The organism is Haloarcula taiwanensis, from assembly GCA_002844335.1.
Classification (GTDB): Archaea; Halobacteriota; Halobacteria; order Halobacteriales; family Haloarculaceae; genus Haloarcula; species Haloarcula taiwanensis.
This window is the reverse complement of sequence record CP019155.1, coordinates 445,807-472,755: the sequence shown is the minus strand read 5'-3', so window position 1 is coordinate 472,755 and position 26,949 is coordinate 445,807. Positions and strand designations below refer to the sequence as shown.

Sequence of the window (26,949 nt, the reverse complement as noted above, 5' to 3'; positions counted from 1 at the left end):
TACAGGCGGACGGGGCTTTCCCTCAGTGGTGAGAGGCCACCTGTTTCGGATAATCCAGGGTGACTCGTTCGGCGTACTATGGTTCCGTTAGGACACTCTGTTCACCATTCCCGACGGGTATGCTTCTTCTTGAGACGATCCGACGAAGGCTTTCGGACTGGTGTGGCATTGGGCGGTACTCGGCCCTGACGGTGTCTTGCCACAGAGCGAGGTCGTCAAGCGGACAGAACTCTCGAAAGCAACTGTTAGTCGTACGCTCGACAGTCTGGAAGCCAAAATCTCGTTGAGCGCAGGCGCCGCGGAATAGGGAACACCGTACTGCTAACGTATGCTGTCTGTCGCCGAGTATATTTGGTCAGGTCAAGCGGTGACAGTTCGGAAGCTGCGCTGTAGCGGTGGGTAGTGGAATAGCTACGCGTCAGTTGTCGTCACGATGTTATCGGTACGGTCACACGGCGGTCGGTGGTGGCGTTATCTGTAACTGTTATGAAACCAACAATAGGGATCCGAATTGAACGAGATGATCCCTGCGAATAAGTCTTCTCAGCGACAAGGGCCGTCGACGAGCGTGTGTGTAGCACGAATCGGCTAATAGAGCGGCCTGCGCAGTCATCTGGCTGCGAGCGCAACGAAGCCTTCTGGAATAGTTGTCAGTGGCGGGCCACCGGGCTGAGAGCCATGGCGATGGTGCGGCGGATTTGATTCTCAGTGTGACTGTCTCACTATGAACGCTTAGCAAGAACTGGTCAGCCCGTCTGTGGCTGTTGTATACAGATTTCGTACCGTACTTGGTCCGGTAGCTGTAACTTGATGTATGCGCACCGCCCTCCGATACGCCATTTCAGCAGGCGTTGGACTGCTAATCACCGTTTTTGCAGTAGCGTTCGCCGCATCGGACCACCTGGTCATGCTTTCGCTTCTCCCACTGTACGGTGTGGTAACATCACTGATTTTGGCACATAAACAGCAGTGGCTCTCTCTTTCTCGTGGGCAGTCGAATCGGTCGGCGAGGAAACGCGAGGGTATTATCGGCGGCATTGGAGCATTTACTGGGTATTTGCTTCTCTAGGCATCAATCCCCGCCGGCCTCGCCGGGTACGGATTACTGCTTCTTGGGATGGCTGGGGCTATTGGCGACATGGACGGGGCCTGAGTCTGCTGTACTGACCGACTCGCCTGAACTACGCCTCCAAGATGGGCTGCTTTTCGCAGCCTACTACTGGGTCAGCTATGAGTGTGACGGGCCTGTCCTTTGGGCCGATTGAGACGCCGACAAGGTTGTATTTCGCCGCCACTGTTCGAAACACTTGCGAGTGATGTAACTGTCTTCCCGGCGAGCGTATTATTCGAAACAAGAACACAATCAGGCCGTGAAACCGTATTTTATATTCATCCAAGCAGTATCATATCCTAACAGATGTATCGGCTTACGAGAAAGCTATTCAGTTTGCGAGAGGTTGTGCGTGTAGTTGTTGTGGTGATACTAGTCACAGCGAGCGGCTGTAGTGCAATCGGGAGTTCATCCAGTGGGAGTGCGGAGCTACCATCAGAAGCTGAGGCAACAGAGCGCTACGCGTCGCTTGATACCGTCAACGCAACGGTAACGACAGTCCGAACCCGGAACGACAAAACAACAACAATCGTCACGCAAAAGCGAGAACGAGTTCGCTCATTTGCGTATTTTGAGCGGGTGATATCGGTTACTAAAACGGAGGAAACAAGACCACCCCGGGTTGGTGAAGGCGGATTTATTATTGCAAACAGGTCAAGGCTTGTGTCCTATGACCCGGAGTCGAATGAGCTCCACCGAATGTCGTTCCAGACCACTGATAGCGCTACAGAGACGACGTATCCAGAGCTTCTCGCTGCGGCCAAAAGTAACCGCCCTGTCTCGCAGCCGACGTCGACCCCGGGCATTTCACCCCTGCCAGTAGTGCCACGCGAAGACGAGTCTGGAGAAAACAGTTCAGCTGCGTATCGTGGCGGGAACGTGACGGTCGTATATAATGGCACAGAAACGATTGCTGGGCGAGAAACCTATCGGTTAGAGATCGCGCCGGCCAATGAAGATATGTCGTTACGGTCACAGACGCTGTGGCTAGATACTGAGTTCCTGTTTCCGATCAAGCGCCAGACGTCGTTCGTTGCCAACGGTGATGACTACGAATACCTAGTCACGTATCGGAATGTAACGTTCAATCCGACGTTCGAGCCTGGAACGTTCCAGCTCGACCCGCAAGAGGTTCCGGATGATGCACAACAGGTCCAGTTCAATACGTACGAGTCACGAGCGGCGCTGGCCGACGCTGCGTCACTTCCAGTGCCGAACCCGAACATGCCGGCAGAATTCGAGTTAGACGTCGCGTCGCACCGCTCAACTGATCCAGAGGTAGCGATGCTCAGATATGAGTCTACGAGCACTGACACACACTACAGGATTGGAATTCTCAACGGGACACGGAACACGACTACAGGGACGCCCGTGCAAGTGGGTGAGTACGAAGCAAGGCAAACGCAGACAAACAGAACGGTCCGGATTAGTTGGTCGGTGAATCGCACCACCTATTATGTGAGCAGGTTCCCTGCCGACACGGCCGACGACAGCACGTTACTCCGTGTTGCACGCTCAGTTGCGAGGACTACATGACAGCCAATACCATCAGCCATGGTGCTCTGTCGGGCTTCTATTCTATTCACAATCCACAGCCAGCCGCTTGTATAGGACGGGGCACAGGTGTAGCTGAACGAGATACCGCTGAACGCGAGGTCAGAGAATCGTCGGTAACAGCAGTAACAGCTTTCCATAACTCGCGTGAAAAGCCCGTAGCTTTGAGGCCAACAGTTGTTCCGCACTGTGGGTTGAGCTGGTGCACGGCGTTCAAACAGTATAGCCGGTGGCGCGTTTCTGGCTGATAAGATACATACTACTTGGAATCGAAGAGCGTCGCATGGGTAGTGTCGCGCGACAATTTTGGCTCATGATCGTTCCCTCGCTGACTAGTCTTTCGACCATGGGCCTGCTCATTGTGCTTGCGCTCTTTCCAGAGCGGCTGTTTACTATCAGCACTGCCGGGTACATCGCTACGGCTGCTGTTGCGTTCGTCTCACTCGGGATTCTCGTGTGGCAACTCAGCAGCAGTGAGGCTCAGAATGCTATCGGGCGGCCAGAGGAGTAAGAGAAGCGGAGACACTCTGTCCACCGGCCGGTCGAAGATTTCGCCACGGACCTGTTAAGATCGGTGGGCAGCCGATCGACCGCGTCTTTCTGCAGCGTACTTCGGCAACTGGACTGTGGTCCTGCGACGGAGCCCGTTAGTGGAGGGTCCCGCGAATACGCGAGTATATCGCCATCGCTGGTGGCTGATTTGCACTCAGCCGTGCCATAGGGTTCTGGGTGTATCTAGAGGGGTATCACCGCTGCACACTCACAGAAATACGTCTACACTTGGTGTGGTTGTCTGTTATTCTCGGTTGGAAGGAAAGATTATATTAACTACTGTCCATTCATTTTAGGCATGCCTAATTTAGGCTGCCCTAATAACTCGAATCGGTCCGACGGGACACGTATCCAGAGTAGACGACGTTTCCTCACGGAAACCGGTGCAGCAGTCGGCGCAAGTACACTTACCGCCCTCTCTGGGTGTACGTCTCTGCTCAGTGGCAACTCCATGGACACCCTCAGCGTGGCATTCAAGCCACCGTTCCCGTTCCTCCAGTACCACGTAATGAAGCATCAGGGGTACTTTGAAGCGCTAGCTCCCGATATCGAGGCGACGAACTTCGCTAATGAGGGTCTCACCATCGTTTCAGCGTACTCTGACGGGGACATTGACCTCGCCTTCATGGGCATCACCCCTGCGATCAAGATGAAGAGTAAGGATGTCCCGGGGAAAGTCACAGCGGCCAATCACAAGAACGGGTTTGTCGTATTCGCTCACGAGGACTTTGCTGCTCTCTGGGATGAACACGGTGCCGACGCTTTCCGGGTCTTCCGTGAGGAAAACGGGCGGAAATTCAAGTTCAGCACCTTCCCCAGGGGCAGTGTCGCGTTTATCCTTCTCCACTATTGGCTCCGCGAGGAACTTGGACTCTCCCCGGACCTTGTTGACATTGAACCGATGGCAGGTGGTAGCCCCGTCAAACGCTCGCTGCTCTCTGGGAACGTCGATGGCACTGTCATTATGGAGCCCATCCCGACTGCGCTTGAACAGAGAGGCGCACCCTTCGAGCGCATTACGTGGGCTGGCTCATTCATGTCCGGCCAGCCTGGCGGCATCATGTTCATGCACGACCGCCTCTGGAACGATCACCCGGACATCGCGAAGTCTGTTATTACCCAACATTCGCGTGCTACTGAAACCATCCAGGAACAGCCGGCCGTCGCTGCGAAGGCTGTGAGTAAGGCCAAAGGCGACAAACTCCCGACGAAGATTGCCCGGAAAGCCCTCACGTCGAAGGCCTCGAACTACATCAGCGACCCGGCACAGATTACAGAGAGTACGCAGCTTTTCGCTGCGCAGATGGAGGACCTCGGCCAGATCAATAGCGGAGTGTCTACCGACGAGATCTTCGAGCAGTCACTCTACGACGACATCGCCGAATAGGATGGCCACAGAATTTGACCCAGTAGCGGACTCATCCGGCATCCGCTCCCAGCCGACAACCACGATTGCGTTCGGCCGAGAATGGAATCTGACACGTCTGTGGTATGGATTCGTGGGAGCGGCTGGATTTCTGGCAGTCTGGTGGGCAGGGGGTCGTGAAGTTCCGTCGTACCTGTTGCCGACACCCAGCGAGGTGGCGGGCGCGCTGTGGACCGAGCTGGTTAGCGGCGAATTACTTGTTCATCTCGGAGAGAGTCTCCTCCACTACGTTCCCGGTGTCGCCGGTGGCGTTGTGGCTGGCGGTTTACTCGGCATCGGCATGGGCTGGAGTCTGGTCATTGACGCCGTCCTCACACCCATCGTGCGGGTGCTCCGGCCGATTCCACCATTGGCGTGGATCGTGTTCGCCATCATCTGGCTTGGACTCGGTCACACCGGTGCGGCCTTTATTGTGTTCATCGGTGCATTTTGGATTACGTTCTATAATGCGTACGAGGGGGTCGAGAACGCCTCGAACGAGCTAGTCGAGGTCGCTACGACACTGGGTGTCGATAGCAATCGTCGGCTGCTGTGGCGGGTCGTCATCCCGGATGCATTACCGGGGATTCTGACCGGAGTCCGTACGAGCGTTGGCCAGTGCTGGATGATGGTGATCGCAGCCGAATTGTTCGGTGCGCCCGGTGTCGGATACGAAATTATTACGAGCGCGAACAACCTCGCGATGGCGCGTAGCATCGCGTATATGCTGGTGATTAGTGTGGTGTTCCTGCTCAGCGACTGGGCCGTCCGGCGAGTTCGTGCCCACCTCCTCGACTGGCAACAATGAGAGACAGCACGGATACCGAAATCGCCATCCGCGGGGTCTCCAAGCAATACGAAAGGGAAGGCAGAGTTACGACAGCCCTCCGTGACGTGTCGCTGCGTGTCTCATCTGGCGAGTTCGTCACCGTGGTTGGCCCGTCAGGCTGCGGGAAGACCACACTTCTCAGGCTTGTAAGTGGACTGGAGCCACCAACAGACGGTGATATCACAGTTTCGGGGAAGCCGGTTCAAGGCCCTGACCCGAATCGGGGAACGGTGTTTCAGGAGTACCACCTGTTTCCGTGGCTGACAGTCCGAGAAAACGTCGCCTTCGGATTAGTGGAGCGGGGAGTGCCGGCTGCTGAGCGGCAGGAGCGAGTCCGAGAAATGCTAGCTATTATTGGATTGTCTGACTTTGCTGATGCATACCCGAAGGAACTCTCAGGTGGTATGAAACAGCGCGTCGGTCTTGCGCGCGCACTCGCTGTGGACCCAGCTATCCTCTTGTTGGACGAGCCCTTTGGCAGCGTGGATATGCAGACACGCCGACAACTCCAACGCGAACTGCTCGACATCTGGCGTGGCACCGATAAAACCGTGTTGTTCGTAACCCATGACATCGAGGAGGCCGTTGCGCTCTCGGACAGGATTGTCATCATGTCCGGCACGCCGGGGCGCGTTCGAGCAACGGTTTCAGTGGCGGAATCTCGGCCCCGTAACCGCAGTGCGCAGTGGTTCGTTGACCTCGTGGAAACACTGTTCGAGCGAATTGAATCGCAGACGTAGTTACTGACTGTGCCTTCTGCAGATGTCACGGTGGGGTTGGTAAACTCCCTGCTGACTGACCGTCTCAGTATCGCTGTATCATATCTCGGCGCCTCTCCCCGCTGGGACGATGTGTCTGCCCGGACCAGCGATGAGTAGTGCGCAGAACGATGCGATCTAATGTAGTTTGTCTGTCGCTGACGACACCACTCGACTAGTTCGGTTTGCGCTACACCGTTGGAGGACTGCTAAGAGCCGTTGTGTTGGCTTCTTCCGTCCACATGAGAGTGGCTTGCAGTTCCTCAACGGAGATCTCGTCGAGATGATGCACTGTCACTCACGACATTGAGCAAAAAGTTCTAGCAGTGACAATCGTCGCTGACAGCGACCGGACGCAACTGAGAATTTGCGACAGACGGGAACTCCGAATACCGCACCGAAGTAGAGTAGCTCACTGCCCAGCAAACCCTCTCTCCGCCTGTTCGGCAGATCCACGGGCAGAGAATGCCCGCAGTAACAGGTCGTGTTTGAACGCTACTGTCCCAGCGTGGGAATCCCCGCTTCAGCGCGGGAGGCTCTCAAGCAGGACGAGACGGCACGTTCGTTCAGGGACGCGATGGAGTTACTCCCTCGTCAATCGTTATCCTGTCGTTTTGAACCTGGATGAAGATGGTTTGTTCAGGCTCATCAGAGACTGTGACAGCAGCGGTGGACTCCTGCTGTCTGTCGAGAACAGCCTTCACTTTGTAGCAGCCATTCCGTAGTAAGTTGACCGAACAACCCGACTGGCCCGACAGAAGCTGATAGTGTGCTGTATGACAACATTCTCCGTCATCGTATATCTCTATGTGGACATCACGCTTGGTGTCAGAGGCATTTCTGATGTGGAGGTCTTCGTGTGCTAAGCGCCACTCTTCACTGGTCGCCGAGAGGAGTGTACGACTGCTGGAGGGCATGTCGACATTGTATCTATGTTACAACTACAATATATATCTTATCTACATGTACCTCGCGCCATCTGTTCACACGCACAAACTCGGACTTTGCTAGTGCCGTCCACGTCGGATTTTTATTTGTGCATCATCTCCATAGTCATATGCAGTTTTACGAGGATATTTCGGTCGGTGACGTGCGAGAATCGGACGGATACACAGTGTCGAAATCTGAGATTGTGGACTTCGGCGAGAAGTACGATCCACAGCCGTTCCACACTGACGAGGAGGCAGCGAAGGACTCAGTATTCGGTGGGCTAGTCGCGTCTGGGTGGCAGACTGCCGCAATCTGTATGCGTCTTAACGTTGAGACCAGCGAGGACATCGCAACACAGGCTGGCGTCGGCGTCGACAATCTCCGCTGGCATCTACCGCTCCAACCCGGTGATACGCTCCGATTACGAACCGAAATCATCGACAAGCGACCCTCCGACAGTGATCCGAGTCGAGGATACCTCACCACTCGCCACGAAGGGCGCAATCAGGACGACGAACTGGTTATTTCATACGAGGCGACGGCCACGATTCGCCGGAAGACCGACGGGTGACGGCACGGCCCAGGAAGTCCAATTGGTGTGTGTGATACAGCAACTCAGCAGCAGCGACCTGCTCACGCCGGCCGGCCAGCCAGTCGGCGAGTCCCTCGAAGTCGCGACCGGCCACCTCGCCGACTGCATCCTCGATAGTGTCGAGAATGTATCGGAGGAAGTAGGCTTCGTCGGCCGGATAACTCCCGTCGATAGGTCGGACAACCCAGTCCGACCCGGCAACAGCTGAAAGCGTTGTGCCGTCGAGGCGCTGGAGGCGACCGAGCACGTCGCTGCCGGCGCGGCTGTCACCGCCCTGCTTCCCGTCCATGTGCTCGTGATAGAGTCGTTCGACCGTCCGGTCGGCCGGATGGCTCGGCTGGAAGCGGGTTGCCCCGTCGAATGTGAGCGGGAAGTAATACAGGCCACCCGGTGCGAGCGGATCGAGCAATGTCGGCAGCTCCCGCCGGTCGAGAATATCGAGCAGGGCTGCCCCAACGAGGAGGTCGTATTCGCCGTCAGTACCCGTCGCGTGCGCCACAGCATCGGCTTGCACCGCCTCAATCTCGACTCGCCGGTTTTCGCTGTCCAAGACGAGCGGCCCGTCTCTCACAGACATCTGCCGGTCAGCGGCCCAGTTCCGGATGTGGTCTGGCAAGCGAGCCACGTTCTCCGACTGGAGATCGACTGCGGTGTAGTGGACTTCGCCGGCAGGAAGCACGTCCCAGTCGAGGAAGCGGGCGAGCATCGTGCCGATACCAGCCCCGATTTCGAGGATGCGTAGCGGCCCGTCGCTGTCGGTCGCCCGGTCAGCCAACTGCTCGCGGAGCAGCTTGACCAGCCGGCGGTCCAGCGCGCGGTCGTCGACTGTCCGTTTTGCCCGGAGATATCGCTGGAACGATTTCGTCATGCTGGTCCCTCCGCAGGCTGAACGATAGCAGACAGCAGGCCGCGTACCCGTCCGACCGTCTCTTCCCAGTCCGGGTGTGCCTCGTAGCTCTGTCTCGCGGCCCACCCCATCTCGGCCAGGCGGTCGCGGTCGGTGGCGAACCGCTCCAGCTCACGAGCGACGGCTGCAGAGTCGTCCGGGTCGACGAGTGCCCCCGTTTCGCCGTCGGTTACGATGTCGGTCGCCCCGCCAGCCCGGGTGGCCAGCGCCGGGAGGCCAAAGCTCATTCCCTCCAGATAGACGATGCCGAACCCCTCGTACCGGGATGGCACTGCCAAGACGTGGCTCGACCGGAGCGTGTGCTTTAGCTCGTCGTCCGCCAGTCGGCCCGTGAACGCTACACGGTCATCCAGACCGTGTTCCCGGATGCGGTCTCGGACTGCATCGACGTGCCCGTCGTCGACGGCCCGACCGACCACCGTGATGTCGATGTCGGCGGCAGCGTCCGCCACACCCTCGACGAGCGTATCCAACCCCTTTCGAGGCGTGATGTTTCCGACGAAAACCACTCGCAGCGGCTCAGTAGTGGCCCGCTCCGCAACCGTGGCCCGGTCGATGTCCGGGGCGAAGCGGTCGCCGGCCGGCGGTGCGACGACGGTGTCGGCGGGGTTGACGCCGAGGTCCGAAACGACACGTCGGGTCGTGGCGCTGTTACAGACGACACCGTGGACCGTCCCGAGGTAGCGACGCTCTACCGCGCGATACAGCGGGGCGAGTCGGCTCGGCTCGCTTGCCCGCAGGTGGTGGACGATGCTGACAACCGGATATGGGAGGGTGCGGTTCGTGTGAACAAGCGATGGATGAGCGAGTTCGTCCTGTAACATAATGTCGACATCTACGTCCAGTTGTCGTCGGAGCTTGCGCGACCCGTTGTCGAGCAACCCACGGTGGTAGTTCCGCCAGGGAAGCTGGATACATTCGACAGTGTCGCCGGCCGCTCGAAGTCCCTTGACGAGTTTTCTATCGTATCGAAACCCGCCCGACTGCTCGTCGAGGCTCCCGTACAGGGTCAGGCCGACTCTCATACGGCGGCGTCGTAACTCGCAGCGGCGTCTTCGTCCTCCCAGACGGTGACCGATAGTTCAGTGACCGTCTCGTCGGTGACACGCGCAATGACGCGTTCGAAGATGACACGGGCAAACCGTTCCACGCTGGGATTATACTCCTCGAACTCTGGGAGGTCGTTGAGCAGTGTGTCCTGATACCGGTCAGCGAGTGACGACAAGGCTGTCTCGGCATTGTCGATGTCGACGATGTAGTCGAACTCGTTGAGCTCGGGGCCGCGGAAACACAGTTCCACCCGGTAGTGATGTGAATGCGGGTCTCCCTCTGGGCCCGGGTCCGGGACAGTGAGGTAGTGCTGTGCCACGAACTCGGTCCGGACCGTCGTCGCGTACATGCCCGAACAGACGGCCGGGACACACCTAAATCACGGGTGTCAGTTGTACGTCAACACCACCTGCACGGCGTCGTCTGGCCGGTTCGCCAGCAGTTGATATGCCTCGCCTGCACGCTCGATGTCGATTTCGTGTGTCAACAGCGCCGAGAGGTCAGTGTCGCTCAGCCACGACCGGACAACGTCCAGTCGGCGGTCCTTGTCCCAGCGGTCAGCGTGGTCCGGATCGATTCGGCTCACCTGACTGCTGCGTACGCGGATGTGGCTCCGATGGAAGTGGTGTCCGAGGTCCAGTGACACACCCTTCGAGCCGTACCACGACCCGACGATGACCTGACCCGCGTAGCCAGTGGCGTCGATAGCCCTGTCGAGGGCGGGTGGGTTTCCCGAGAGTTCGAACGTGATGTCGGCGTCAACATCACCGAGATTTCCGGGGGTGACCGAACGGTCTGCCCCGAGTGCTTCTGAGAGCCGACGACGGCTTGCACAGGGGTCGACTGTCACAAGTGACGCCAACGGAAAATCAGCCAGAAGTCCAGTGGTCAACAGTCCGACCGGCCCCTGGCCGAAGACGACCACCCGAGCACCGATGCGCGGTCGAGCGTCCATCACGAAGTTAACGGCCGCCTCGACGTTCGGCATGAACACCGCCTGTTCCGGGGGTAACGTCGTGGGAATGAGCGACGACGGTTCTGCGAGAAAGTGGCTCTCGTGTGGATTAAACGCAAACACACGACGGTCGAGCCAGTTGTCGTCGACTTCAGCACCGATGGCGGTGACACGGCCGACTGCGGCGTAGCCGTACTGCAGTGGATACGAAAACGTCCCATCTAAGGCGTCGATTGTCTCGTCGGTCGCAAGTTCCGAATCGACCTCACCGCGGTACACTAACAGCTCCGTTCCGGGACTGATTCCTGAGAGTTCTGTTCGGACGCGGACCTGTGATGGTCCGGGGTCAGGCACTGCCTCCTCGTCGACCCTGACTGATTCCGCGCCGGTAAAGTACAGCGTTCTGGCAGACATTACACTGTCTCTTGGAAACGTGGATGGCCGGTGCCGATGTTTCGATGCCAACTCTTCTGGACGTGGCGACGGCTCCGGGAAGACACGTCTCCTATCCAGGCCTTCTCTGACTAAAAAGTATCTCCGATTGACTACAAATACCCCAGTGACTTCAGCCGGCAGCTGTCGCTCTCGGAACCATAGACGCGCGACACTGGAAGCGGTTCGGGTGGACGCAGGTCGGGCTCGCGCCCCCCGCCGTCGACGCCGTCGGTCTCGGCCCACGGCACCGCCAGTAAGGCAGGGACCGGCGTGTACATCGGATGGCCGTACAGCCCCCACTCCCCGAAGAGATTACCGTGATCGGCGGTGACGGCGAGGTGACCGTCGACGTTTTCGGCCAGTGCTTCTACTTCGCGGAGGACGTATCGGAGGTTCGCCTCGTATGCGTCCCAGACGCGGCCCGGCGAAATATCGCCACGGCGGAGCGCAACCCACGGATTTGCCGTGTTGCTGTGGTGGCCAGTGCGGGCCAGACCGCCGTCGCTGTCAAGCGGGTCGGGGACAAACGGGTGGTGTGGTTGCATGTAGTGGACGACCAGCCGCTCGGGGTTCAGCCGCCGGGCCAGTGCGATTGCCCGGTCGGTTACGGCTTCAGCCGGGACGGTGTTCAGATCCTCGTCCCACGCGTACTTCCAGACCTCGTCCAGTACGGCGAAGGCGTCGGCATCGAGGTACCTGTCGGTCCACGTATTGCCGGTGACCATGACGGTGTGAGATGTCTCTGGATGCCCGGGGAACGTGTTTTCGAGCCACTCCGAGGACGAACTCCCGACAGAGCGGACCGTCGAAACAGCGTTGAACAACTCGGTATCGGAGGCAACCGTCTGCAACAGGTCCGCGCGACAGGCGTCGAGGACGATGAGCACGTCCCAGTTGCGTTCATAGATGGTCGTTCCGTACGGAATCCACTGGCCCAGCGCCTGCAACGTTCGCAAGTACGCCGTGCCTAGCCGGCTCATCCCCGGTTCTGTCACGTCCGCTATTCGGTGGCGGCGACTAAAGTCCCACCGGCGGTATGATATATATGCGAGGACGCCTCCATTGGAGTGTGCAGTGTCTGTTCGTCGGTGCGGGCAGTATCGCGGCGGAGTACGCGGCCGAGCTGGCAGATAGCCCACTCTCGCTGGCGGGAGTCTGCGACCTCGACGGAGACCGGGCTGCGTCACTCGCCGGCGCGCACGGCTGTCCAGCGTTTACCGACCTCGATACCGCGCTCAGCGGCGTTGACGCGCCGCTGGTGGTGAACCTGACGAACCACGCCGCCCACGCACCGGTGACCCGAACGGCGCTGGAAGCAGGGCGACACGTTTACTCGCAGAAGCCGCTGGCGCTGGAAGAGACGGTGGCCGCGGAGCTACTGTCGCTAGCCGGTGATAAGGACTTGGCACTGGGCTGTGCCCCGGGGACGCCCGACGCGCCGTCGCAGCGTCGTGCTGGACGATTGCTCGCCGACGGTCGCATGGGGCCCGTTCAGCTGGGGTATGCCCACGCCCACGTCGGCCGCGTGACCGAATGGCACGACCGCCCCGATTCGTTTCTCTCTATCGGGCCGCTGTACGACGGCGGCGTCTACCCGCTCGCGCTGCTGGTCTCGTGGTTCGGCCCCGTCAAATCTGTTCAGTCCGCGACTGCACTCGATAGCTGGCCTGACCGGGAGCCAAAGCGGCCATCGGTCCCGAGCCATGTCGAGGCGATGCTTTCCTTTGCCGGCGGATTGACAGTCCGGCTGACCGCGAGCTTCTACGCGCCACACCGGAGCCGGGAGTTCTACGGACTCGAACTTCACGGCGACGACGGGTCAGTATACCTCCGTGGGACCGGCGCAATGGCCGACAGCCCCGAAGCCGTTCGCTACGGCCGATCTGGTCGCGAATACATCGACGCTCCCGCCCAGCACCCTACGCAACCGTACCGCTATCTCGACCCTGTGGAGTCGCTTGCGGCCAGTGTCAACCGTGGGTCTCCGTCCCGGAAGACTGGTCGCCGTGGTGCCCACATCGTCGCGGTCTGTAATGCGATTGAAACGGCTGCGGAGACGGGTGAGCCGGAAGTCGTGTCCGGACATGGGGTGTCGGCCGCCCCGCCGCCAGCGCCGACCGTCACTCCAGACAGCGCCCGAAGCAGTGGACGGGCGGGGGCGATTCGGCTACCCCCCGTCGGCTTTGGCTGTTCCCGCTACCGTGACGGAACGTACGTCGAGCGCGCGGACTCCATCGCGACGGCCCTCGACGCTGGCTATCGACTGCTCGACAGCGCCGAACTATACGGCAATGAACACCGTATCGGCCGCATTCTCGCCGCCCCGGGCGCACCCGACCGGCGTCGGGTGTTCCTGCTCGGGAAAGTCTGGCGCACGAACCACCGCCGGGAGCACATGGTGACGGCCTGTCGGGGCAGTCTCGACGAGCTCGGTGTCGACGCCTTCGACTGCTACGCGCTCCACTGGCCCGAGGCGTGGGCGCACCGCGGACCACTGGAACGCCTGGCCGAGAAACCGGTCGCGCGTCAGGAAGCGTTGACCTTCCCCGAGGATGATGGGGGCGACATCGAGACGGACTCGATTCCGCTCCAGCGCGCCTGGGAGAATCTGGAGGCACTCCACGAACGGGGCTGGGCGCGCACGCTCGGCCTCTGTAACGTCTCACAGACGCAACTGGAGACCGTTATCGAAACTGGGACTATCAGGCCGGCACTCGTCCAAATCGAACGCCATCCGTACCAGCCACGGACAGACATCGTCGAGTACTGCCACGAGCGCGGCATCAGAGTCGTGGCCCACTCGCCGCTGTCGGCTCCCGGATTGCTCGACGAGCCTGTCCTGACGGATATCGCAGAGGAGTACGGCCTTTCCTCGGCCGGTGTGGTGCTGGCGTGGAACGTCACACAGGGGGTCATTCCGATTCCGTCCAGTACGACACCGTCTCATATCGTCGAAAACCTCGTCGCAGCTGGGCAGCGACTCGACACAGAGACGTCTGCCCGCATCGAGGCACTTCAGCAACCGGATTTCGAGCGGTGAGCGGTGCAATTGGCAGTATGATTATGTGACTGAAACCCGAATCCAAAACATGACCGCGACGGAAACACAGGGACGTTCACTCGACGTAGCTTCGCTGGACAGCCGACACTGGCTCGGTATCGTGGCGGCACTGGTCTCGGCGGCGGTACACCTCCTGCTCGGTATCAGGCTGGCCCCCTCCGCTCTGGGTATCAGTTTCATCCTCGCGGGGCTTGGGTTTCTGGGTGGTGTCGCGCTGGTCGGCCTGGGGATTCGCCGTCGCCTCGTCTACGCCGCCGGTGTCCCGTTCACGGCCGTCCAGATCCTGCTGTGGTACTACGTCAATTTCGCCGCCGGACCGAAATCATTCCCGGCTGATGTCGGGACACTGGGTGCGGTCGACAAGGTCGCACAGCTTGTCCTGCTGGCAGTCCTCGTTGCGCTGTTGCGATGAGCTGTGCTACTGTGACGGCAGACAGACGGTACCGGGGAGGTTTCGATGGCCGAGCAACACGGTGACGGCGCAATCCCTGTCGAACTTTCGGTGATCGGCGGGTTCGTTATCGCCGGGATTGTCGGCGTGCTGTTCCCCGCAGACGCGATGACCCACTGGCTGTTCCACCCGGCGGTCGTCGCAGGCTGTTGCTGGGCCGGACAGCTCTGGTACGTCGGCCGAACGGTCAGTGTCACGCCGGCTACCGGTAACCCCTGGCGCTACACCTTTGGGATTGCAAACACGGTAACGCTACTTCGCGGTGGGCTTTATGCTGTCGTCGCTGGCTTTCTCGTGGTGCCGATGACGACCGAACTCGTCTGGGTCCCGGCGGTCTGCTACGGCGCTGGGGTTGTGCTCGATAGGCTCGATGGCACCGTCGCCCGAACCGTCGGCGAACAGACCCAGCTGGGCACGCGGTTAGACATGGCCTTCGACACGTTCGGGTTCGTGGTTGCACCGCTTGTCGCAGTTCTCTGGGGTCAGCTCCCCGCTCTGTATCTCTCACTGTCGGCTGCTCGCTACGTCTACGTCGGCGGGATTCGCTGGCGGCGATACCGCAACCGACCCGTCTTTGAGCGGCCTGACAGCGATCTCGGGAAGTATCTCGCCGGCGTCCAAATGGTGTTTATTACCGCCTCGCTCGTCCCTACTGCGCCGACGGGACTGGTCTTCAGGCTCACACCGGTCGTCATTGCACCGTCGCTGATGGTGTTCCTCCGTGACTTCCTCGTCGCTAGCGGTCGACTTCCCCGTGAGTGGTTCGACCGGCAGCGTTGATACGTCTCTGTCCCTACCTCTTCGTATGCTCTTCCCGACACACCTGCTCGCGGCCGCGCTTCTGGGACGGCTGTCGCGGTTGTCGCCGCTGTGGCTTGTGGTCGGGACCGCACTTCCGGACGTGGTAGACAAGCCGCTAGCATCGGTCGGTGTCACGCCGCTGTATCACTCTATCGGCCACTCTGTACTGCTCGTGGTCGTGGCGCTCCCGCTGGCTTTCTCAGGCCGGACCGGACTGTCGGCGGCAGTTGGCTGGGCGCTACATCTCCTCCTCGATACTGTCCACGTCGTTCTCAACGGCCGCCCCGGCGATGCGGTCTTTCTGTTTTGGCCTGGTGTCACTCCCACGGACCCACTGGCGCTCCCACCGGGGTCGTTCTTCGTGTACTACCTCTGGAGTCCATCATTTTTCCTCGAAGTCGCGCTCTGGTTCACAACCGCTGGCCTGCTCGCCAGACACGCGATAAGAGAGGGCCGTGCTGGCTCCCAAAATCGGCTCGATTGAACCTTTCAGAGCTGTGGCGACTATAATACGGTGGCCCAGCCCCTGAAACGCTGCTCTATGGTGACTATCGACACAGTCCGACTGAATCAGTACACGATGACACACCAATTCAACTGGGCGGGTCCCGGTCGGCGGCACCCCGTCGCGTCTTAGCTTTCTACGCAGTCCGTACAGCGGCTTGCGCCGGGTAGCGAGGACCGACCACACTCTGTACACGCATCGAAGCCCGCGCTCGGGTTCTCCCGTGGGACTGAGAGCGTGTTCAGTGCTTTCCGCAATCGCTTCTTCATGTCATGACGTATTGCCATCGATTATTTTAATATTTGGGGTAAAAACGACATAGACACTCTAGTACCTATAGAGCTGGCGATATAATTTACCGACTATGGCACATATCTGCGTATTTGTATACGTACAACTTTTCCATTTCCACGCTATCTCTTGCCTGTCCAGTCAATACAGGGCCGAGTGAGACCCAGTCACTGCTGTCCGACAGCGCGGCCTGACCGTTCTCGGATTTCTAATGCCCACACATTGGGATTTTCCTGCAGTTCGTACTCTGAGAGCAGATTTGACTGATACGCGTTAGCAGCGAGTGACTCACGTGCGGTGTCCCACTCGTCGATTTCGATGCGGTTGAGCGGTCCAGCGACGATTACACTCCGCCATGCACCGGCTGGACCGATGTCGAAGGTGGTAAAGCTCGCCACATCAGTCTGCTCCGCATACGTCTCTTTTCGGAGTTCGGTGGTTGCGCCCAGAAACACGAAGTAAAGGGTGTCCTCACCGTCGTACCCGAAGGATAGCGGTACGCCGTATGGCACTCCCTCGGCAGCCATCGACAGCACACCAACTCCGCTCTCGGCTAGCACCTCATCGATGACCGAATCTTTCACCTCTCCGCCCAGTAGGGGTTGGAACTCTGACGCCATGGCCAGAATGTGTTATTGAGGCTGAATTAATGCTGGAGAAGATTCTCAGGAACTCGGAATTGGGTTTTGAGTGCCGAACACGGGGCAATCAGGAGCACGGACCACCAGCATAACAAATAACAACCAACACCGACCGCTGCCATCTGCTACCCGATTGCGAGAGTTTGTTACCCGGCAGTCCGAATGGGTGACATGGCCATTGACCCACTGACAAACGATGACGTTCTGGCGGTCCTCAAAGACTGTGACGCGACTGCGGTCCCGACAGCACACATCTCTGCCCGCCTTTCGGCCCCGAAACCGTACGTCACGACACACCTCCAGCAACTGGCTCTGAAAGGCCTGGTGGGGTTCAACACACACAGGGGAGTTCGCCGCTGGCGGCTTACGACCGCTGCGAGAACGCCACGTGAGTAAGACACAGTAGCCCCTGGTGTCTGGTCGCGACTATCTCACGCGTCGGCGCGGATGTCCCGGTCAACGGCGTCTTCCGCAAGTGTGTCGAACCAGTCCCTGGCACCGTCTGTCAGCCGGTACCGCTCGTGGACATCATCCGGTTCTCTCCCACGCCCACTCGCCAGCCCAACGACGTGCGCGATTCTCTCATAGTTCTCTCTGACGAGCGAGCCGACGAGATCGGGAAGTCCGGCGCGACCGGCGAGCTCTTCGGCGGCTGCCCGCCCCGCGTACACCCGTCTGGTCGGCCGGTCGACCAGTACCATCGCAAACGGCGGCTCGTCAAACTGGGCCGTCAGAAACGACTGGGCTGACTCGTCGTACCACGAGATCGCGCCGATATCGTCGACCTGTTCGAGGGCTTTCGCGGCCACCGAACAGTACGGACACTCGCCGTCGTAGATGAGTACAGAGCTAAAACGGGCCATGTCTATTCTAGGGGTCCTTGCCCCATATATCGTTGGATTGGGAGGGGGTACGTAGTGTCAGCGGTCAGTTCGGACAGCGACGTGTCAGCCGTTGGTGCCAAGACCTGCCCCGACATAAGTTGATGTCGTGCACTGACTCCCGATCGTTGCTGGCGAGGGTGGCTGTGTAATCAGTTCGTTCAAACGTCAGTAGCTATCAGCACGGCATAATGCCCTCCACCAGACGGGTTCTCCGGACAGAGGATAGCCGTCGGACAGAGCTACTCGGCACCATCGCCTCGAATTCGCTCCCGATTGTTGGTGTTGCGTTCCTTGACTGGAGTGCAGCTGCACTGCTGTTTCTGTACTGGTTTGAGCTTGGCGTCGACTCGGTCTGGGCACTCGTTCGGGCAGTGTTCGCTGGCCGCCCGCCGACTATCGAGACTGGCACCCTACTTATCGGGCCACTGGCGGAACGACAGTTCGCCCTCTCTATCCCGCGAACCGATCTACGGGTCTATCTCACGACGGTACTCGCGCTTCCAGTGACCGTTCTCGTCCTGGCAGGAGTCTGGGTATTTACTGGGGCCCTGCTAATCGGTCCACTGCCGGAGCCCAGCACAGAGACGGTCTCTGGTGTGCTGCTGGCAACGGTCGGTATTTTCGTTCTGACGGGTGTGACAACGGTACGGAACTACTTCTACAACGGCGCGTACCGGAAACACAACTCGACGACGGCCTTTCGTGGCCTGTTACCGCGAATGGTAACTGTCTTTTTCGGGGGCATACTCACTCTGACGCTCATAACAGCGGCCACAGAGGGGCCTGAAGCAGAACTCGGCAGTCTTGACCCGACTGTCGTCGGACTGCCGATGGTACTCATGGTCGTCTGTTTCAAATTCACATCTGACCTCTTGGGTGTCTACAGCGACCGTCTCGCCGTCTATTTCAAGTCGTACGATCAGGACTACGGCTGGCAAACGGCCCCATCGAAAGCACGATCTATCGACGAGACGCTCGCTGAGGCATCTGAACGCCTTCGCCCGGTTCGCTGGGGACGGGTCATCGGCGGCCCCCTCCGGTTCCCACATCACCCGGGAAGCGTGTTTCTCTGCGCCATAGGACTCCTCGTTGCGGTCCTGTTTGCAATTGGGGGTGCGTGGGACATCGTTGCCGTGATTGTTGTCACAAGCGTTAGCATCCCGGTTCTCCTGTTATGTCTCGATCAGCTATTGCGATACGGGGCCATCGAATACCGAATCGACGCTGACAACGGTACGCTCATGGCATACGACCATCTGTTTGGCACGGCACTCTGGCGCATCGAATCGTGGGAGGAACAGCGCCTCCGCGTCGAGAAGACGCCTCTCGATTCGCTGTTCGGCACAGAGACGGTTACTATCGAACACGCTGAGGGCGAATACATACTGCCACATCTCTCTGATGCCGCCCCAGTTGTAGCGGTGTTTGACCGACAACCCGAGCGTTCAGAGCAGATACTCCCCGGCCGGGCCAGCCTATTCGGATAAGTCGTCCGAGTGGCCTGTGAAGAGGTCGTCAGCTATCCGCTGAAGCGCTGTTGTCGGTCCACAGGTCATGGCCGACGACAAGCGCCATAGCACTCGTCAGTACGATCAACAGCAGTCTGCTAGCGGGTGAGAAGCCAACGCCTGCCACCGATAGACCGAGGGCCGCGGCGGCGAGTACTGGTGGGCCAGTGAGTGCAGCACCGAGTTGAGCGCTTTCGGACCGGAGGTAGCCAGCGCCCCAGCCGCCGAGGCCTATGATTATGAGCGGGATCGCAAGCGCCCAAATGAGGAAGGCGGTGAGTTCACTCCCGATGTCGTTTGTGCCGGCTGTGGTGGACAACAGCGTCCCGAGCAAACAGGCCCCGGTCCCGAAGAGCGCCGCGAGTGCGAACGCGCCTTGCAGGCGTGACATTGAGCTCCTGTCACGCCTGAACAATGCGCCCAGACCGACGAACACCAGCGCGTTCGCGCTTATGATGAGTCCGGGTCTGAGCGTTCGCTGCACCCAGATTGCGCTGAACGTCGGTGGATTGAACACATACGAGTCTCCCGGCCGCGGAGTCGGCCAGAGTTCAAGCGGGACTGCGGTGATGAGCAGACAGACTGCACTCAGACCGAGGAGCGAACCAGCGATTCGATGTACGCGACGCGACATAGCAGGTCACTCACCCCCAAGAGCCACGACAGTTCCATCCGGAGAGACGCCCACGACTCCGCCGTCGAGTACTGCCAGTGAGACAGCCCGGTACTCGACAGGATACTGCCACACTGCCTCACCAAAGCGCGTGGTGAACGCGGTGAGACCATTCTCGCGCTGGAACGTAAACACAGCATCAGCAGCCGCGGCAGTCACTGCGCCACCAAGGTTGATTTCCGAGCACCACCGGGGCGTCGGTGCGCCGTCATCGACGCGGTCGAAGGCGAACGTCGCACTGGAGGACTCACCGGGACGCTCAATTGCATACACGCTCTCTGGCGTCACGACCGGGAACTCAAGTGACCGCCTGTCGTCGAGCCGCCACTGCTCTGTTCCATCCGTGAGCGAACGGCCGAGCAGGTCACCGTACGTATCGCTCACATAGACCGTCCCATCGGACACAACAGGATATCCAGCAGGTCGATCTTCGTGTCGCCACTGGACCGCACCGGTTGCTGCGTCTACCGCCACTATCTGCTCACCGGCGGTAACGACGGTGCCGTCGGCCACGGCCAGCCTCGTTCCATCGACGTTTGCCGTCCACTGCCGGTGCCCGTCGTCGATAGCAAATCTCGCCACCCCAGCAGTCGTGGGAACGAACAGTCCATCATCAGTCACTGTCGGAACGCCTGCCCCCGCTGTGTCAGTGTTTCGCCACACAACAGCGCCGTCCGAAACGTCGAGCGCCGTGACACCGTCCGCCGTCGCAAGAAAGACACGGCCGTTGGCAATCACTGGCGGCGCTGCGCCGTCTCCAAAGTCGACCGCTGACGGAACTGTCGCCGGTGTGAGCGCACGCCGCCACTGTTCCGATCCGTCACGGAGCGACAGCGCGACGATGTCGGTCGAAGTCGCCAGCACGACAGTTCCGTCGGCGACGACGACCGCGCTTGCACTCGTGTCGTCACCGCCAGTAGTGGCTGCAGAAACATTTGCGTGCCATCTTACTGCCGGTGTCGTTGTTTCAAGCTGGACTGGTGCATAGCCCGTGTTTGCTGCATCGAACCGCGGTAAGGGCCACGACCCGTCGGGCAGCGTCTCGAAGCCGGGGTTGTCGATACCCGGTTCCACGGTATGCGATGGCTCTGGCACGCCGTCGTCGGGGCACGTCGACGAACAGCCAGCGACGCCGGCGACCGTTCCGGTGGCGACCACTCGGAGAAATGTCCGCCGCGATGTGGAGGGCATCAACTGCTCGTTCCGGTAGCTGCATGAAAAATGTTAATATGATATTTTTATAGACTGGTAATTTCGATCTGAATAACTATAACGGTTCACCCGTCCTCAGGCCAGTGGTCTGAGCGAAAGCGATTTTCTATGTATTCGACAGCTTATGCGGTGGGAAATCCAGCAAAGCTTAGTAAATCGTTCCCAATAGCGCTTCCATGGCGGAAACGACACTCGCTACGATAGACGAACTACTGGAGGGCACGCTGGATGACGTGGACGACCCCGACATCCGATACAAACTCAGAAGTGCGCGACAACTTCTGCAAGTCGTTCAACAGCGGCAGGATATCATGGATGAAGCTATCGAGACTGCGGTTGAAGATGAAGAAGTCCTGCAAAACCTCCGCGATCTCGGTTATACTGAGTAACGACACTGCACACCTGTTGGCACAGAACAAGTCTTTTGTCTCTCTCATCCAAGTCTCTGGCATGACAGCAGATACTGCCGAGCAACTCAGAGCTGAATTAGAGGCGGTCTTCACGAACGCAGACTATCCCGTCGAAGAACCGATGGAACTGGTGCCGGCCCTGCCGGACGGCCCAAGCACGACATTCGAGGCCGGTGACGTACGCGTCGGGGTGATGGACTTCGGCGCAGAGTACGCCGAGTATCAAGAGTATCCCTACGAGACGGCGGAGGCTCTCATCGATGACCTGATGACCGGGTTTCGGGAAGAAGGACTGTTCGACTGAGCCGGCCGTTTTTCACACCGCCTGACTGCGTGATGGGGATTTGCGACGCAGCAGTAGCAACCAAGCTGTATTGGTAACAGTTGTCAGAGCGTTTGCGACGGCACTGCCTCAGACCTTTGCGTCGTACCCCGCGTCCTCCACAGCGGCGATGAGTTGCTCTGTGCTGATATCGCCGTCGACAGACACCTGTTCGGCGTCGCTGTCGGCGTCAGCGCCTTCCACTCCAGCGAGCGCTTCGATAGCCTCTTCGACGGCCTGCTCACAGTGACCGCAACTCATTCCTTCAACGGCCAACGTCGTGGACATAACGATTACAACGACGAATGCACGGAACTTTTCGGTTACGGATTGGTTAGCAAATGATCAGCAAGTAGTCTCTCATGATCTACATATACTAACCAACAATAGTGAGTGTCTGTACGCTATCCGGGGTGAGACCATCAAATTTGATAATCTCATACATAGTACTATAATTTCTGAGCGTTTTCTGAGGGCATGGCTAATGGTAACTTGACAAGCATTGGGAACATCGGGGAGCAGGGCACCGCCGGCGGCGATGGTGGTTTTCTCTCGACCATCCCGGATGGGAGTTCAATTCCCGACGAGACGTGGCAGCGCCGCCACAAGTATTTCGTTCTCACAGTTCTTGCGCACATTCCGTTCCTGCTGGCGCTGGGACTTGTCGAGACGACGCAGAGTCCGATCATCGGCGCAACCATCCCCGCTGTGCCGACCGGACGGGTGTTGCTTCAGATCGGAATTATCGCTGGATTTGCTTTCGCTGCCGCTCTTCCACAACTCAGCCGCCGAGTGCGAACCGTGCTCGCGGTCACAGCCCTCGCGTTCTGTACCGGTACGCTCGTGCACTTCAGCGGCGGGTACATTGAGGCGCACTTCCACTTCTTCATCGCAATCGGGATCGCCGCGGTCTATGAAGACTGGATTCCGTTCGGCATTGGCATCGCGTACGTCGTCGCGAGTCACATCATCTTCGGCATCATCGACCCTACGTCGGTCTACAACCACACGGCAGCGCAACTGAACCCCATCGCCTGGGGCGCTGTCCACGGTGGGTTCGCCGCAATGCTGGCTCTCGCGCTGACGATTCATCTGAGTTCCATCGAGAAGTCTCGACAGAAGGCACAGACGGAGATTGAGCGCGCCCGCAAACGGGCCAACAAGATCGATAACCTCGAAGAAGAGCGGGCCGAAATCGAACAGCAGCGCGAGGAAGCGCAACGCCTCAGAGACGAAGCTGAACAGGAGCGTGAAGAGGTCGCTGCGCTCAACAGCCATCTCGAACTGAAGGCCCAGACGTACAAGGATGCGATGGAAGAAGTAGCAGACGGCGACTTCACAACGCGCGTCGATGCAGACAGTATGAACGAGTCGATGGCTGAAATCGGCATCGCGTTCAACGGCATGGCGGACGAACTCGAAGCGACGCTCGGCGAGATTCAGTCGTTCGCAGCTGCCGTCGATAGGCAGGTCACGGAGTCTGATTCAGCACTGCAGGAGGTCGCAACGGCGAGCGATGGTGTAAGCGGTTCTATCCAACAGATAGCTGCCGGCGCTGATGAACAGCGGGGAATGGTCGAAGAGGCGAGCGCCGAGGTCTCGAACTTTTCAGCGGCGGTCGAAGAGATTGCCGCATCGGCTGATGAAGTCGCACAGACCTCTACCGAGACCGCAACAATCGCGACTGATGGGCAGTCGCTCGCCGAAGACACGTTAACTGATGCCCAAGACGTCAAGGCCTCGATCGATGAAACGGTGAAAACAGTGACCGAACTCGACGACCAGATGACGGAGATTGCGACGATAGTGGACTTCATCTCCGACATTGCGGAACAGACGAACATGTTGGCGCTGAACGCGAACATCGAAGCGGCCCGCGCGGGGAACTCCGGCACGGGAGATGCAGGCGACGGCTTCGCTGTTGTGGCTGATGAGGTCAAGACACTGGCCGACGAGACACAGGAATCTGCAGGCGATATTCGAACCCGAATCGAAAACATCCAGGACCAGACCGGCACTGTTGTCGGTCAGGTCGAACGGGCGAGTGAGCTGGTCGAAAAAGAGATCGAAGCCGTCGAGCGGTCCGTTACCGCGTTCGAGCGGGTTGCTGAGAACGCGGCGGAAACTGATACCGGTGTCCAAGAAATCAGTGACACGACTGATAGCCAGGCGGCGACCAGTGAGGGTGTTGTGTCGATGATTGATGAGGTGGCGGAGATCAGTGTCGAGTCTGCGGATGAAACGGAATCCGTGTCCGCGACGGTCGAAGAACAAACTGCCGCTATCACCGAAGTGAGCGACCGGATGGAGTCGCTGTCTGAGCAGGCCCAACAGCTCGAAACGCTGGTCGGGTCGTTCAGCGTCAGAACTGACGCTGCTCAGGCACAGTAACCAGAGTTGACCCAACTTTCCAGTTTCCGTCTGCACCAACTACCACCGTCTGTGGTCACCGACGAAACGTGCGCTTACTCTGACTCGGAGACGTCAACGGTCAGGACTGGCACGGACGACTTTGTGACGACCTTCTGTGCTGTGCTCCCGAGCATATTCTTTTCGTATTCGTCTGCCTGCGTTCCCATCGTGATCAGGTCAATGTCGGCGTCCGCAACATACGACACAATGCGGTCCGCTGGTTTGCCTCGCTGAATCGCTGTCGAGACTTCGATTCCGTCCTGTTCCAGCGTCTCTCGGACGGCCGATGTGGCCGCCTCGCCCTCCGCTCGCATGTTCTCCAGCACTTCGTCCTGCATCTCGTCGGCCATCGACAGGAACGCCCGGTCGTCGATGACATACAGCGCGTGGACGGTAACATCCCGTCCGTCGGCAATATCTACTGTGTGTTCCAGTACCTGTTTCATTGACGCACTTCCATCCGTTGGAACGAGAATATCGCTATACATCGTTCGTACAAATCAAGTTGTCACAAACATCCCTTTCGATTCTATCCAGACGTCCGAACTACAGTCGCAGTATCGCGAGCGCTGGTGCTGTTGTTCGGCCCGGTCCCGTTTGCACCCAGTCACAGATAGCCGAGTCGCTCCAACCGTGACTTGACGTCTATGTCGTCAAAGCCATCGACGTCGTATTCGGCCATTTCGTCTTCCCCGGCAGCGAGTTCGGTGATGTCGAGTGTCTCACTGTGGTCTGCGGAGTCAGCGACAACGTCGGCCGGCGGGCTGTCGATAGGGGTCCCGTCGCTGGGCTCGGACCGCCGACCACGCACGACTGCTTCGTACTCGTCATCCCCCCACGCTGCGCGCTTGTAGACGGTGTCGCCGGGGCCGTCTTGATACACGAGCGACGCAGACTGTCGGAAGCGGTCCGGTTCGTCAGTGTACTGTTCTGCGTACTCCGCTGTCTGCCCGGTCGGTGGTGCCTGATATGCAGTCGTCTGCCCGTTGGGTGCGACGAACAAGCCGGAGTCGTCCGCTTCGCCGTCGAAGGCAGCCAGCACGGCGTCGGGAAACCGCGCCAGCGTCGCCAGAGACTCGATTCGACGCCCCTCTGTCTGCCCCGGTCCGCTGACGACCAGTGGGACGTGAAACAGTTCCTCCTGTGTGCCCATGCCGTGCATAACGGCCGGTGGCTCAGTTGCTGCCTGTGGCGGTTCTCCGAACCCATCGCCGTGGTCCGACGTGATGACGACGAGCGTATCGTCCAGAACGCCACGCGCCTCTAGATCACCGACGACCTGCTCCAGAATGGCGTCGGTCTGTCGAATCGCTCCGTCGTACAGCGGTTCAAGCAGCTGTCCGACCCCCGCCGGGAGTTGCTCCCCGTAGACGCTCCACTCCCACTTGATGGGGAGTTCGTCGTGCACTGCCCAGTAAAACTCCGTGCCCCACTCGTCGTAGCCGTCGCGCGTCGCGTACGGCATGTGCGCATCCATCAGATTCAGACACGCAGCCCAGGGCTCCGGTTGTTCCTCAGTCCACTCCGTCAGCCTGTCAGCGTACCAGAACCCGTCGACACCGTTGCGGGTTTCGGACGGGTCGTCAACGTCTGTCGAATCAGGGCGCTCTGTAACGACGGTCTCGAAACTGTCGCTGAGTCCGGACGGATGAACCGTGAGATACGGGTTCTCGGTGAAGACACCGGTCTCGTAGCCTTCGTCGTGGAGGAAATCGAAGATGGTCTGGCCGGGTTCCAGCCGTTCGGTTATCCGGAGTTTGTGGCCCTCGGACGGAACACCGGTGAACAGGCTCGTATGGGCCGGCAGCGACCAGCTCGCGGTCGTCCGTGCTTGGGTGTACACCGTCGCCTCACGAGCGAACTCTTCGAGAAAGGGTGTGGTCCTGCGTCGATGACCCAACAGCGAGGTGTTCGCCGCGCGTACGCAGTCGAGAACGACGAGTAACACGTTTGGCCGACCCATTGTCAGGCTTTAGAAGGTAGCCACGGCAAAAGTATGTTCTGTAATCGGGATTCTTACTGTCGTACTGGTGAGCCGTATCGACGCGTCCGTGGCATCGGCCCGCCGTCCAGAACCGGGTGCGTCCACGCCACCCGGCGGGACTGGTTGCGTACCAGTGAGCACGTGGTTCAGTTCTTCCCGCGTCAGCAACCGTCACCGCTACTCATACTGTTCGACGGGGTTTTATCGTCAAATAGGCGACGAATAAATAATCAACAGACAGTGTCCCAGACCCCCGCGGGGGTATATTTTATATGGGTCGACAGTCTGATGAGTAATACGTGGTCAAGTCAACGGTCCGGTTCCCCGAAGCGGTGATGGACTGCGTCGAGGAGATGGTCGAAGAGGGTGTCTTCTCGAACAAGTCCGAGTTTCAGCGCTTCGCCGTCGAGTACGTCCTTTCGGAGATCGAGGACTACGAACCCGAGATGGTTGATTTCGACGAACTCCAGAAAGAGGTCTTCCAGCACCAGCCGGTTTCCAGTCGGGCCGAGATGTCGCCGGAGATCAACGAGAACTTCTACGAGAACGCAGCGCGCGTCCGCCAGTTCGCGATTCGCGGCGACATCGAGACGGCAGAGGAGTACATCGACACTGCCTACCCCGTTACTGACCCTCGCTGCTTGCTCCTCGACGACTTGCTTGAATCCTATCGACAGCACGAAACCGACGACGAATAGGGTCCGGACCTGCTACTC

The 26,949-nt window shown here is 59.3% G+C and carries 29 protein-coding genes and 1 pseudogene; 17 read left to right on the top strand and 13 right to left on the bottom strand.

What is annotated here, in order from left to right; translation table 11 throughout:
- Positions 1–175: 175 nt before the first annotated feature.
- From BVU17_17245 to BVU17_17220, 6 genes and pseudogenes are all read left to right on the top strand, one after another.
- A pseudogene (locus BVU17_17245) lies at positions 176–324 on the top strand (GntR family transcriptional regulator).
- 1,093 nt (positions 325–1,417) lie between these two features.
- Complete coding sequence (locus BVU17_17240; GenBank protein AUG49312.1) at positions 1,418–2,647, top strand: hypothetical protein; 1,230 nt, start codon at positions 1,418–1,420, stop codon at positions 2,645–2,647.
- A 301-nt stretch (positions 2,648–2,948) separates the two neighbouring features.
- Positions 2,949–3,176 carry a hypothetical protein gene (locus BVU17_17235; GenBank protein AUG49311.1) on the top strand — a complete coding sequence of 76 codons (228 nt, stop codon included), beginning with the start codon at positions 2,949–2,951 and terminating at the stop codon, positions 3,174–3,176.
- A gap of 339 nt (positions 3,177–3,515) precedes the next feature.
- Positions 3,516–4,604 (top strand): nitrate ABC transporter substrate-binding protein, encoded by a 1,089-nt coding sequence (locus tag BVU17_17230; GenBank protein ID AUG49310.1) that lies wholly within the window; start codon positions 3,516–3,518, stop codon positions 4,602–4,604.
- A gap of 40 nt (positions 4,605–4,644) precedes the next feature.
- A complete protein-coding gene (locus BVU17_17225; protein AUG49379.1) occupies positions 4,645–5,430 on the top strand; it encodes a nitrate ABC transporter permease in 786 nt (261 codons plus the stop codon).
- Positions 5,382–6,191 (top strand): nitrate ABC transporter ATP-binding protein, encoded by an 810-nt coding sequence (locus BVU17_17220; GenBank protein ID AUG49309.1) that lies wholly within the window; start codon positions 5,382–5,384, stop codon positions 6,189–6,191. Before BVU17_17225 ends, BVU17_17220 begins: the two co-directional genes overlap by 49 nt.
- A gap of 584 nt (positions 6,192–6,775) precedes the next feature.
- On the opposite strand, the gene BVU17_17215 is transcribed toward BVU17_17220, so the two are convergent.
- On the bottom strand, positions 6,776–7,126 hold the full coding sequence (locus tag BVU17_17215) for a hypothetical protein (GenBank protein AUG49308.1): 351 nt from the start codon (positions 7,124–7,126) through the stop codon (positions 6,776–6,778).
- A gap of 140 nt (positions 7,127–7,266) precedes the next feature.
- Between BVU17_17215 and BVU17_17210 the strand changes: the two genes are divergently transcribed.
- The gene (locus BVU17_17210) at positions 7,267–7,710 is read left to right on the top strand and encodes an acyl dehydratase (protein AUG49307.1); all 444 of its coding nucleotides are present in this window, start codon (positions 7,267–7,269) and stop codon (positions 7,708–7,710) included.
- Here the strand turns inward: BVU17_17210 and BVU17_17205 are convergent.
- The 5 genes from BVU17_17205 to BVU17_17185 all read right to left on the bottom strand — a co-directional run bounded on the left by BVU17_17205 (position 7,661) and on the right by BVU17_17185 (position 12,058).
- Positions 7,661–8,599, bottom strand: a complete 939-nt coding sequence (locus BVU17_17205) for a hypothetical protein (GenBank protein AUG49306.1) — start codon at positions 8,597–8,599, stop codon at positions 7,661–7,663. The genes BVU17_17210 and BVU17_17205 overlap by 50 nt on opposite strands.
- Positions 8,596–9,663 carry a glycosyl transferase family 1 gene (locus BVU17_17200; GenBank protein ID AUG49305.1) on the bottom strand — a complete coding sequence of 356 codons (1,068 nt, stop codon included), beginning with the start codon at positions 9,661–9,663 and terminating at the stop codon, positions 8,596–8,598. Before BVU17_17200 ends, BVU17_17205 begins: the two co-directional genes overlap by 4 nt.
- Entirely contained in the window at positions 9,660–10,037 is a 378-nt protein-coding gene (locus tag BVU17_17195) for a 6-pyruvoyl tetrahydropterin synthase (protein AUG49304.1), read from the bottom strand. The genes BVU17_17200 and BVU17_17195 overlap by 4 nt, the downstream gene beginning before the upstream one ends.
- Positions 10,038–10,076: 39 nt before the next feature.
- Positions 10,077–11,057, bottom strand: coding sequence for an oxidoreductase (locus BVU17_17190; protein AUG49303.1), 981 nt, complete (start codon positions 11,055–11,057; stop codon positions 10,077–10,079).
- Positions 11,058–11,188: 131 nt separating this feature from the next.
- Positions 11,189–12,058, bottom strand: coding sequence for a hypothetical protein (locus tag BVU17_17185; protein ID AUG49378.1), 870 nt, complete (start codon positions 12,056–12,058; stop codon positions 11,189–11,191).
- Between the two features lie 89 nt (positions 12,059–12,147).
- Between BVU17_17185 and BVU17_17180 the strand changes: the two genes are divergently transcribed.
- Genes BVU17_17180 through BVU17_17165 form a run of 4 tightly spaced genes read left to right on the top strand, consistent with a single transcriptional unit; the run spans position 12,148 to position 15,875 of the window.
- Positions 12,148–14,118 (top strand): alcohol dehydrogenase, encoded by a 1,971-nt coding sequence (locus tag BVU17_17180; GenBank protein ID AUG49302.1) that lies wholly within the window; start codon positions 12,148–12,150, stop codon positions 14,116–14,118.
- A gap of 49 nt (positions 14,119–14,167) precedes the next feature.
- Positions 14,168–14,551: a hypothetical protein gene (locus BVU17_17175; GenBank protein AUG49301.1), complete on the top strand. Its 384-nt coding sequence runs from the start codon at positions 14,168–14,170 to the stop codon at positions 14,549–14,551.
- 45 nt (positions 14,552–14,596) lie between these two features.
- Positions 14,597–15,370 carry a CDP-alcohol phosphatidyltransferase gene (locus BVU17_17170; GenBank protein ID AUG49300.1) on the top strand — a complete coding sequence of 258 codons (774 nt, stop codon included), beginning with the start codon at positions 14,597–14,599 and terminating at the stop codon, positions 15,368–15,370.
- A 25-nt stretch (positions 15,371–15,395) separates the two neighbouring features.
- Entirely contained in the window at positions 15,396–15,875 is a 480-nt protein-coding gene (locus tag BVU17_17165) for a metal-dependent hydrolase (protein ID AUG49299.1), read from the top strand.
- Between the two features lie 479 nt (positions 15,876–16,354).
- Here the strand turns inward: BVU17_17165 and BVU17_17160 are convergent, their stop codons facing one another.
- Entirely contained in the window at positions 16,355–16,807 is a 453-nt protein-coding gene (locus BVU17_17160; GenBank protein AUG49298.1) for a hypothetical protein, read from the bottom strand.
- A gap of 192 nt (positions 16,808–16,999) precedes the next feature.
- Here BVU17_17160 and BVU17_17155 point away from each other — a divergent pair, with 192 nt between their 5' ends.
- On the top strand, positions 17,000–17,224 hold the full coding sequence (locus tag BVU17_17155) for a hypothetical protein (GenBank protein AUG49377.1): 225 nt from the start codon (positions 17,000–17,002) through the stop codon (positions 17,222–17,224).
- Between the two features lie 35 nt (positions 17,225–17,259).
- On the opposite strand, the gene BVU17_17150 is transcribed toward BVU17_17155, so the two are convergent.
- A complete protein-coding gene (locus BVU17_17150; GenBank protein AUG49297.1) occupies positions 17,260–17,691 on the bottom strand; it encodes a DUF393 domain-containing protein in 432 nt (143 codons plus the stop codon).
- A gap of 209 nt (positions 17,692–17,900) precedes the next feature.
- On the opposite strand from BVU17_17150, the gene BVU17_17145 reads away from it, so the two are divergent.
- Positions 17,901–19,199, top strand: coding sequence for a hypothetical protein (locus BVU17_17145; protein AUG49296.1), 1,299 nt, complete (start codon positions 17,901–17,903; stop codon positions 19,197–19,199).
- A gap of 28 nt (positions 19,200–19,227) precedes the next feature.
- Here the strand turns inward: BVU17_17145 and BVU17_17140 are convergent, their stop codons facing one another.
- Together BVU17_17140 and BVU17_17135 are read right to left on the bottom strand one after the other, a co-directional pair.
- Entirely contained in the window at positions 19,228–19,611 is a 384-nt protein-coding gene (locus BVU17_17140; protein ID AUG49376.1) for a hypothetical protein, read from the bottom strand.
- A 249-nt stretch (positions 19,612–19,860) separates the two neighbouring features.
- Positions 19,861–21,051: a quinohemoprotein alcohol dehydrogenase gene (locus BVU17_17135; GenBank protein ID AUG49375.1), complete on the bottom strand. Its 1,191-nt coding sequence runs from the start codon at positions 21,049–21,051 to the stop codon at positions 19,861–19,863.
- A 230-nt stretch (positions 21,052–21,281) separates the two neighbouring features.
- Between BVU17_17135 and BVU17_17130 the strand changes: the two genes are divergently transcribed.
- Positions 21,282–21,494 (top strand): hypothetical protein, encoded by a 213-nt coding sequence (locus BVU17_17130; protein ID AUG49295.1) that lies wholly within the window; start codon positions 21,282–21,284, stop codon positions 21,492–21,494.
- Between the two features lie 61 nt (positions 21,495–21,555).
- A complete protein-coding gene (locus BVU17_17125) occupies positions 21,556–21,819 on the top strand; it encodes a hypothetical protein (GenBank protein ID AUG49294.1) in 264 nt (87 codons plus the stop codon).
- Positions 21,820–21,927: 108 nt separating this feature from the next.
- Here the strand turns inward: BVU17_17125 and BVU17_17120 are convergent, their stop codons facing one another.
- The gene (locus BVU17_17120) at positions 21,928–22,125 is read right to left on the bottom strand and encodes a heavy metal transporter (protein ID AUG49293.1); all 198 of its coding nucleotides are present in this window, start codon (positions 22,123–22,125) and stop codon (positions 21,928–21,930) included.
- Positions 22,126–22,314: 189 nt separating this feature from the next.
- Between BVU17_17120 and BVU17_17115 the strand changes: the two genes are divergently transcribed.
- The gene (locus BVU17_17115) at positions 22,315–24,228 is read left to right on the top strand and encodes a methyl-accepting chemotaxis protein (GenBank protein AUG49292.1); all 1,914 of its coding nucleotides are present in this window, start codon (positions 22,315–22,317) and stop codon (positions 24,226–24,228) included.
- Between the two features lie 74 nt (positions 24,229–24,302).
- Here BVU17_17115 and BVU17_17110 read toward each other — a convergent pair whose 3' ends face one another.
- Entirely contained in the window at positions 24,303–24,737 is a 435-nt protein-coding gene (locus tag BVU17_17110; GenBank protein AUG49291.1) for a universal stress protein UspA, read from the bottom strand.
- A gap of 119 nt (positions 24,738–24,856) precedes the next feature.
- Positions 24,857–26,212 (bottom strand): sulfatase, encoded by a 1,356-nt coding sequence (locus BVU17_17105; protein ID AUG49290.1) that lies wholly within the window; start codon positions 26,210–26,212, stop codon positions 24,857–24,859.
- Positions 26,213–26,532: 320 nt separating this feature from the next.
- Between BVU17_17105 and BVU17_17100 the strand changes: the two genes are divergently transcribed.
- Positions 26,533–26,931 carry a transcriptional regulator gene (locus BVU17_17100; protein ID AUG49289.1) on the top strand — a complete coding sequence of 133 codons (399 nt, stop codon included), beginning with the start codon at positions 26,533–26,535 and terminating at the stop codon, positions 26,929–26,931.
- Positions 26,932–26,949: the final 18 nt, after the last annotated feature.

Coding starts and splice junctions, on each gene's coding strand:
- BVU17_17150 (AUG49297.1), bottom strand. CDS start 17,691: ATGGCCCGTTTTAGCTCTGTACTCATCTACGACGGCGAGTGTCCGTAC.
- BVU17_17105 (AUG49290.1), bottom strand. CDS start 26,212: ATGGGTCGGCCAAACGTGTTACTCGTCGTTCTCGACTGCGTACGCGCG.
- BVU17_17240 (AUG49312.1), top strand. CDS start 1,418: ATGTATCGGCTTACGAGAAAGCTATTCAGTTTGCGAGAGGTTGTGCGT.
- BVU17_17165 (AUG49299.1), top strand. CDS start 15,396: ATGCTCTTCCCGACACACCTGCTCGCGGCCGCGCTTCTGGGACGGCTG.
- BVU17_17170 (AUG49300.1), top strand. CDS start 14,597: ATGGCCGAGCAACACGGTGACGGCGCAATCCCTGTCGAACTTTCGGTG.
- BVU17_17230 (AUG49310.1), top strand. CDS start 3,516: ATGCCTAATTTAGGCTGCCCTAATAACTCGAATCGGTCCGACGGGACA.
- BVU17_17215 (AUG49308.1), bottom strand. CDS start 7,126: ATGCCCTCCAGCAGTCGTACACTCCTCTCGGCGACCAGTGAAGAGTGG.
- BVU17_17160 (AUG49298.1), bottom strand. CDS start 16,807: ATGGCGTCAGAGTTCCAACCCCTACTGGGCGGAGAGGTGAAAGATTCG.
- BVU17_17140 (AUG49376.1), bottom strand. CDS start 19,611: ATGTCACGCCTGCAAGGCGCGTTCGCACTCGCGGCGCTCTTCGGGACC.
- BVU17_17115 (AUG49292.1), top strand. CDS start 22,315: ATGGCTAATGGTAACTTGACAAGCATTGGGAACATCGGGGAGCAGGGC.
- BVU17_17145 (AUG49296.1), top strand. CDS start 17,901: ATGCCCTCCACCAGACGGGTTCTCCGGACAGAGGATAGCCGTCGGACA.
- BVU17_17195 (AUG49304.1), bottom strand. CDS start 10,037: ATGTACGCGACGACGGTCCGGACCGAGTTCGTGGCACAGCACTACCTC.
- BVU17_17175 (AUG49301.1), top strand. CDS start 14,168: ATGACCGCGACGGAAACACAGGGACGTTCACTCGACGTAGCTTCGCTG.
- BVU17_17120 (AUG49293.1), bottom strand. CDS start 22,125: ATGTCCACGACGTTGGCCGTTGAAGGAATGAGTTGCGGTCACTGTGAG.
- BVU17_17130 (AUG49295.1), top strand. CDS start 21,282: ATGGCGGAAACGACACTCGCTACGATAGACGAACTACTGGAGGGCACG.
- BVU17_17235 (AUG49311.1), top strand. CDS start 2,949: ATGGGTAGTGTCGCGCGACAATTTTGGCTCATGATCGTTCCCTCGCTG.
- BVU17_17110 (AUG49291.1), bottom strand. CDS start 24,737: ATGTATAGCGATATTCTCGTTCCAACGGATGGAAGTGCGTCAATGAAA.
- BVU17_17125 (AUG49294.1), top strand. CDS start 21,556: ATGACAGCAGATACTGCCGAGCAACTCAGAGCTGAATTAGAGGCGGTC.
- BVU17_17190 (AUG49303.1), bottom strand. CDS start 11,057: ATGTCTGCCAGAACGCTGTACTTTACCGGCGCGGAATCAGTCAGGGTC.
- BVU17_17210 (AUG49307.1), top strand. CDS start 7,267: ATGCAGTTTTACGAGGATATTTCGGTCGGTGACGTGCGAGAATCGGAC.
- BVU17_17185 (AUG49378.1), bottom strand. CDS start 12,058: ATGAGCCGGCTAGGCACGGCGTACTTGCGAACGTTGCAGGCGCTGGGC.
- BVU17_17200 (AUG49305.1), bottom strand. CDS start 9,663: ATGAGAGTCGGCCTGACCCTGTACGGGAGCCTCGACGAGCAGTCGGGC.
- BVU17_17155 (AUG49377.1), top strand. CDS start 17,000: ATGGCCATTGACCCACTGACAAACGATGACGTTCTGGCGGTCCTCAAA.
- BVU17_17205 (AUG49306.1), bottom strand. CDS start 8,599: ATGACGAAATCGTTCCAGCGATATCTCCGGGCAAAACGGACAGTCGAC.